Here is a 6478-nt window from a genome sequence, read left to right as displayed (position 1 = left end):
GCACGGGTGGAGCCCGCCGGGATTCAAGGGTGCCGTTGTGATCGCTGGGGTTCTAGCGCGGGTGGAAGTTGCCGAAGCGGCCCTGGTGGTAGAGGAGGGGGTCGGCGTCGGGGCGGGCGGAGGGGGTGATGACGAGGCCGACGACGAGGATGTGGTCGCCTACGTCGGCGGTGGTGTGGGCTTGGCAGACGAGGTGGCCGGAGACGTCGGCGAGGAGGGGGACGTCGGCGGGGCCGGGGGTCCAGCGGGTGGGGGCGGCGAAGCGGTCGATGCCTTTGCGGGCGAAGCGGGTCGCCAGGTCGGCCTGGTCGCCGGAGAGGACGTTGACGGCGAAGTAGTCGGCGCGGCTGAGGTCGGGCCAGGTGGTGGAGGCGCGGTCGACGTAGAAGGAGACGAGTGGGGGTGTGAGGCTGACGGAGGTGAAGGAGGTCGCGGTCAGGCCGACGGGCTGGCCGTCGGGGAAGGCGGTGACCACGACGACTCCGGCCGCGTGGGCGCCCAGCGCCTGGCGGAACTCGTCGGCTGCTACGGGCGGATACGCGGAGGCGTCCTGCGTGCGGCCGCCCGGTGCCCGATCGACCTGGGGAGGAACCAGGCGGAGGCGGGGCCCGGCGAGGGGCGAGGGGGGCTGCTCGTCGGCGGCGGCGGTCATGTGAGGACCTCCGGTCGGTCGGTCAGTGAAGGGACCTCTTGGTCTGCCACCTGGGAGATCGCCCCGTCGGCCGGATCGGTGGGTGGGTGGGTCGGGAGTTGGGGGAGGAGGCGGTCGGTCCAGGTGGTGAGGAGGGGGTCGAGGTCGGGGATGTGGGATTCGAGGACGGCCAGGCCGGGGGTGGGGACGTTGGCGCCTAGTTCGACCAGGAGGGGGCGGAGGTGGACCTCGACGGCGAGGGAGTGTTTGGGGTCGCCCAGGACCAGGAGGGGGACGGCGAATTTTCCGGCTAGGGCTTGGTTGGGGAGTTTGTCGAGGAAGGATTTGAGGAGGCCGGTGTAGGTGCCTTTGTAGGTGGGGCTGGCCACGATCAGGATGGAGGCGTCGAGGAGGAGTTCGAGGGCGACCTCGACGCCGGGGGACGGTTCAGGAGAGAAGAGGGCGGGGGCCAGGCCGGCGAGGTCCACCACGTCGCCGGCGGGGATGCCGAGGCGGTTGGCGAGGGTTTCGGCGGCTTTGGTGGCGACGGTAAGGGTGCGGGAGCCGCTGCGCGGGTTGCCGACCACGGTCACGATGCTCATCAGACGGCCGCCAATTCGGCGTAGCGGCTGGCGGGGCGGGCCAGGCCGTAGTTCTCGCGGAGAGTCTGGCCCTCGTATTCGTACCGGAACAGGCCGCGGGCCTGGAGGACGGGGACGACGTGGTCCACGAAGTCGGACAAACCGCTGGGCAGGACAGGGGGCATGATGTTGAAGCCGTCGGCGGCGCCCTGCTCGAACCACTCCTGGATCTGGTCGGCGATCAGTTCAGGGGTGCCGGCGAGGACGCGGTGGCCCCGGCCGCCGGCCAGGCGGGCGATCAGCTGGCGGAGCGTCAGCGCGTCCCGGTTGGCCAGGTCGAGGACGAGTTTGACCCGGCTCTGCTGGCCCTCGGTTTCGGGGGTGATGTCGGGCAACCGCTCGTCGAGGGGATGGTCGGAGAGGTCGACCCCGAGGATGGTGGACAGCTGCGCGACGCCGTACGCGGGGATGATCAGTTCTTCGAGTTCGCGTTCCAGGCGGAGGGCTTCGCGTTCGGTGCTGCCGATGATCGGGGAGATGCCGGGGAGGATCACCACGTCCTCGGGGCGGCGGCCGGCGGCGATGGCGCGGGATTTGAGGTCGGCGTAGAACTCCTGGCCTTCGGCCAGGGTCTGCTGGGCGGTGAAGACGGCTTCGGCGTGCCGGGCGGCGAAGTCGCGGCCGTCCTCGGAGGAGCCCGCCTGGACGATCAGTGGGTGGCCCTGCGGCGGGCGCTGGGTGTTGAGCGGGCCCTTGACGGCGAAGTGCGGCCCGGAGTGCTCGACCGCGTGGATCTTGTCGGTGTCGGCGTAGATGCCGCTGGCCCGGTCACGGACGACGGCGTCGTCCTCCCAGCTGTCCCACAGTTTGGTGACCACGTCGAGGAACTCGTCGGCGCGGGCGTACCGGTCGCGGTGGGCGGGGCGTTCGATGCCGAAGTTGTGGGCTTCGGCCTCGCTGGCCGAGGTGACGATGTTCCAGCCGGCCCGGCCGCCGCTGATGTGGTCCAGGGAGGCGAACTTGCGGGCCAGGTGGAACGGCTCGTTGTAGGTCGTGGACGCGGTCGCGATCAGGCCGATGTGCTCGGTGACGGCGGCGATGGCCGACAGCAGGGTCAGCGGTTCGAGCCCGCCGAGCGCGTTGTGCCGGACATTTCCCCACAGGGCCACGCCGTCGGCCAGGAAGATCGAGTCGAGTTTGCCGCGCTCGGCGATCCGGGCCAGGTTCTGGAAGTGTTTGACGTCGGTGACCAGCGCGGGTTCGGTGCGAGGGTGCCGCCAGGCCGCCTCGTGGTGACCCACACCCATCAGGAACGCGTTGAGATGAAGCCGGCGGGGGCTCACGTGGTCCTCCAGGTAGAGAAGCGCCGCTCCAACGTGACGAGCAGCTGGTTGAACAGCAGTCCGAGTAGGGAGATCGTGAGGATTCCGGCGTACATATCCGGAATGCGGAAGTTGAACTGGGCGGCATTGATCAGATAGCCGAGGCCCGCCTTCGCGCCGACCATCTCGGCGAAGAGCAGCACCAGGATCGAGTACGCCCCGGCCAGCCGAATCCCCGTGAAGATGGTGGGCACCGCGGCCGGCAGGATGACCTTCTGGAACAGCCGCAGCGGCCCCAGGCCCATCGAGCGCGCCGATTTGATCAGCAACGGATCCACCGTCTTCACGCCGCTGATCGTGTTGAGCAGGATCGGCCACGCGCAGGCGTACAGCACGAAGGTGATTTTGGCTGTTTCGCCCAGGCCGAGGATCAGCGTGAACACCGGCAGCAGCGCGACGGCGCTGGTGTTGCGGAAGAGTTCGAGCAGCGGGGTGAGGAAGTCGGCGACCGGCTGATACCAGCCGATCAGCAGCCCGAGCGGGATCACGGTCACGATCGCCAGCACGAATCCGGCCAGCGACCGCCCGAGCGAGGCGCCGACGTGCTCGCCGAGTTCACCGCTGACGATCAGGTCGTACCCGGCGCCCACCACTTCGGAGAGCGGCGGCAGGAACACCCGATCCACGATGCCGGTCCGCGGCAATATCTCCCAGATCGCCAGCAGCAGCGCCACGGCGGCCGACCGCCCGAGCAGCGACCGGGTCTTGCGGAGTATCCGCCGGAACCGGGTGTCGCTCGGTTCGTCCGCCTCCTCGGGGTCGGCGTCGTCGTCGGGCAGGTCGTACCAGTGCACGTCGCCGGGGAACTCCTCGACGGGCGCGAGGGCGGTGCCCTGGTTGTCAGCCAACGGAGAGCACCTCGTCCCGGCGGGCCGCGGCGACCTCGTCGCGCAGCAGCGTCCAGATGTGGTGGCGGTACTCGCCGAACCGGGGCTCGGCGCGCAGATCCCCCGCCCGGGAGTCGAACGCGACGTCGATGATCTGCTTGATCCGTCCCGGCCGGGACGTCATGATCGCCACGCGCTGTCCCAGGTAGACGGCCTCGTCGATGCCGTGCGTGATGAAGACGATGGTCTTGCCGGTCTTCTCCCAGATGCTCAGCAGTTCTTCCTGCAGCGACTCCCGGGTCTGCGCGTCCAGCGCCGCGAACGGCTCGTCCATCAGCAGCACCTCCGGGTCGAAGGCGAGGCTGCGCGCGATGGCCACCCGCTGCCGCATCCCGCCGGAGAGCTCGTGCGGATACCGGTCCGCGAACCCGCCAAGCCCGACCAGCTCCAGGAAGTGCCGGGCCCGCTCCGCCCGCTCCTTCCCCGGTACGGCTTTCGCCTCCAGCCCGAACTCGATGTTGCCCAGCGCGGTCCGCCACGGAAACAGCGCGTACTGCTGGAACACCACGCCACGATCGAGCCCGGGGCCGTTGATCGGGCGGCCGTCCAGGTGCAGCGTCCCGCTGGTCGGTGCGGTCAGCCCCGCGATCAGGTCGAGCAGCGTCGACTTGCCGCAGCCGCTCGGCCCGACCAGGGTGAGGAACTCCCCCGCCCTGACGTCCAGATCGATCCCGGACAGCGCGGCGAACGGCCTCCCCTCACCGCGCACCCGGAAGGTCTTCCCCACCCCCCGGATCGTGATCTTGTTCACTTGACGCTCCCGGTCGCGTAGGGATTGAACTGGTTGGTGTACACATCCCCGACCTTCACCTGACCCGGCGTGAGCTCACCCTCACGCTCCAGCCAGTCGATCCACGTCTGGAACTCCCGATCGGCGATCGCGCCGCCCGTCGAGGAGACCCCGAAGCTCTTCCAGTACGCGATGGACGACGAGTCCTCGTTCCGCCCCCGCTTCGCCACGATTTCCCGAAATTTCGCGATTACCTCGTCGCGGCTGTGGGCGCGGCTCCACTCGATCGCCTTGGCGACCCCTTCGCCGAACTTCCTGGCCGCGGTCGGATTCTTCGCGATGAAGTCCTCCCGCAGCACATACGTCCCGGCGTTGAAAGGGCCGAGCAGTTCGGTGTCGCTGAACAGCAGCCGGATGCCGCCGCGCTCCAGCGCCTTGTCGCGCAGCACCCCGGTGAGCGCGCCCACGTCGATCTGCCCGCCGCGCAGGCCCTGCTCGGTGTTGACCGGGGGGACGACGACCAGCTCGACCTGCTTGACCTCCTCGGGCGTGAGCCCGCCGCGCTTGAGGTACTCCTTGATGACCGCCTCGGCGTGCGCGCCGAGGGTGTTGACGCCGATCTTCTTGCCGATCAGATCCCGGGGGCCTTTGATCGGGCTCGCCTCGGTTACCCAGAATCCGCTGAAGGTGTCCTGGTCACTGCCGTAGTAGCTGATGACCGCCTTGATCGGCGCGCCGCTGGCCCGAAGTTTGACGACGGCGCCGTTGAACGCGCCGCCGAAGTCGGTCTGCCCGGTGGCCGCCGACTGGATGTCCTGCGGCCCGCTGATCGTGTTGCCGATCCATTTGAGTTTGATGGGCGCGAGATAGCCGAGGTTCTCGGCCAGCTCGGGGAGGGTCACGGCTCCGACGCTGCCCTGGTAGCGCAGTTCGGTGACCTCGGCTTTGTCCGTTCCACCGCAGGCAGCTAAGGCCAGCAGCAGTCCGGACACGACGACGACGTTCCTGAAGTTGTTCATGAGTGTCCTGTAGCCATGCGAGAGAAGGGGTTCTGGTCGATCACTCGCGGTGGCAACACTGGGCGCTGGTGACGTGGCCGTAATCCACGTGTACGCGCCGAATCAGGTACAGACCGTTGCTCATATCCAGCACGCTAGACACCGCTGGGACAGAAGTCAACATTTCCTACTTGATATACATGAAATACACCTTCAGCGACGCCAGAGGTCGGGCTCGCCGGGGGTGCGGCGCAGGTCGCCCTTGACCTCAAGCCAGACCAGGTGGGCGAGGGTCTCGTTGTTGGCGGAGCGCTGCATGAACGGGGGGATGGTCTCCCAGGGGCGGGACCAGGTCAGCCGGGAGGCGAGGTCCCAGCAGGTGACGCCGTCGGATTCGCCGACCAGGGTGGCGACCTCGGTGAGGCGGTCCTCGTGGTGGCCGACGACGTAGTCGACGCGGTCGGCCAGGTCGGTGAAGCGGTACTCGTGGGCGGGGAGGACCTCGGCGATGTCCAGTTTGGCGACCGAGCGGAGGGCGTCGAGGTAGTCGGCGAGGGGGTTGGGGGCGGATTGGGGGTGGACGGCGACGATGGGGGTGATCTTGGCGAGGACGTGGTCGCCGGAGAAGAGGAGACGGCGGTCCGGGTCGGTGAAGCAGAGGTGGCCCGGGGAGTGGCCGGGAGTCCAGAGGGCGCGCAGGTTCCAGCCGGGGATGTCGAGGGTCTGGCCGTCCTCGATGAGGCGGTCGGGGGCGGCCATGGTGACCAGGTGCTTGATGATCATTGACGCGCCGGCGAGTTCCTGGGCGGTGAGGTCGGGGACGCCGCAGCGCAGCAGCAGCGCGCGCTCGCGGGCGATCAGTTCGTCGATGGCCGAGTCGTCGTAGCGGCCGTGGAGCAGGCGGGCGTCGGCGGGATGCAGGCCGATCCAGGCGCCGGTGGCCTCGCGGATGCGGCCGGCCAGGCCGTAGTGGTCGGGGTGGATGTGGGTGACCAGGATGGCCTTGACGTCGGTGAGCTGGTATCCGGCGACGGCCAGTCCGGCGGTCAGCGCGTCGTACGCCTCGTCGGTGTTCCAGCCCGCGTCGATGATCGTGACGCCGCCGGGATGTTCCAGGGCGTAGACCAGGACGTAGCGGAGCGGGTTGATCGGGATGGGGACGGGGATCGACCAGAGGCCGGGCCGGACCTGTTCCACGGCGGGGAGTCGTTTGTCGAGCCAGGCGTCGCGCTGGGCGAGGTTCGCGGGGTTCGCCAGATTGTTCACGTC

7 protein-coding genes are annotated in these 6478 nt (G+C 68.9%); all 7 read right to left on the bottom strand.

The window, feature by feature from the left end; genetic code table 11:
- Positions 1-52: 52 nt before the first annotated feature.
- Entirely contained in the window at positions 53-652 is a 600-nt protein-coding gene (locus Acor_RS31765; RefSeq protein WP_155340460.1) for a flavin reductase family protein, read from the bottom strand.
- Positions 649-1233, bottom strand: coding sequence for an NADPH-dependent FMN reductase (locus Acor_RS31760; protein WP_155340459.1), 585 nt, complete (start codon positions 1231-1233; stop codon positions 649-651). The genes Acor_RS31765 and Acor_RS31760 overlap by 4 nt, the downstream gene beginning before the upstream one ends.
- Positions 1233-2555: an LLM class flavin-dependent oxidoreductase gene (locus Acor_RS31755; RefSeq protein WP_281353283.1), complete on the bottom strand. Its 1323-nt coding sequence runs from the start codon at positions 2553-2555 to the stop codon at positions 1233-1235. Before Acor_RS31755 ends, Acor_RS31760 begins: the two co-directional genes overlap by 1 nt.
- Positions 2552-3442 carry an ABC transporter permease gene (locus Acor_RS31750; RefSeq protein WP_246239403.1) on the bottom strand — a complete coding sequence of 297 codons (891 nt, stop codon included), beginning with the start codon at positions 3440-3442 and terminating at the stop codon, positions 2552-2554. Before Acor_RS31750 ends, Acor_RS31755 begins: the two co-directional genes overlap by 4 nt.
- Entirely contained in the window at positions 3435-4232 is a 798-nt protein-coding gene (locus tag Acor_RS31745; RefSeq protein ID WP_155340458.1) for an ABC transporter ATP-binding protein, read from the bottom strand. The genes Acor_RS31750 and Acor_RS31745 overlap by 8 nt, the downstream gene beginning before the upstream one ends.
- A complete protein-coding gene (locus tag Acor_RS31740; protein WP_155340457.1) occupies positions 4229-5230 on the bottom strand; it encodes an ABC transporter substrate-binding protein in 1002 nt (333 codons plus the stop codon). The genes Acor_RS31745 and Acor_RS31740 overlap by 4 nt, the downstream gene beginning before the upstream one ends.
- Before the next feature lie 192 nt (positions 5231-5422).
- Positions 5423-6475, bottom strand: a complete 1053-nt coding sequence (locus tag Acor_RS31735) for an MBL fold metallo-hydrolase (protein WP_246239402.1) — start codon at positions 6473-6475, stop codon at positions 5423-5425.
- Positions 6476-6478: the final 3 nt, after the last annotated feature.

Source organism: Acrocarpospora corrugata (assembly GCF_009687845.1).
Taxonomy (GTDB): Bacteria; Actinomycetota; Actinomycetes; order Streptosporangiales; family Streptosporangiaceae; genus Acrocarpospora; species Acrocarpospora corrugata.
The sequence above is the reverse complement of the archived record's forward strand: the minus strand, read 5'-3'. Positions and strand labels throughout refer to the sequence as shown.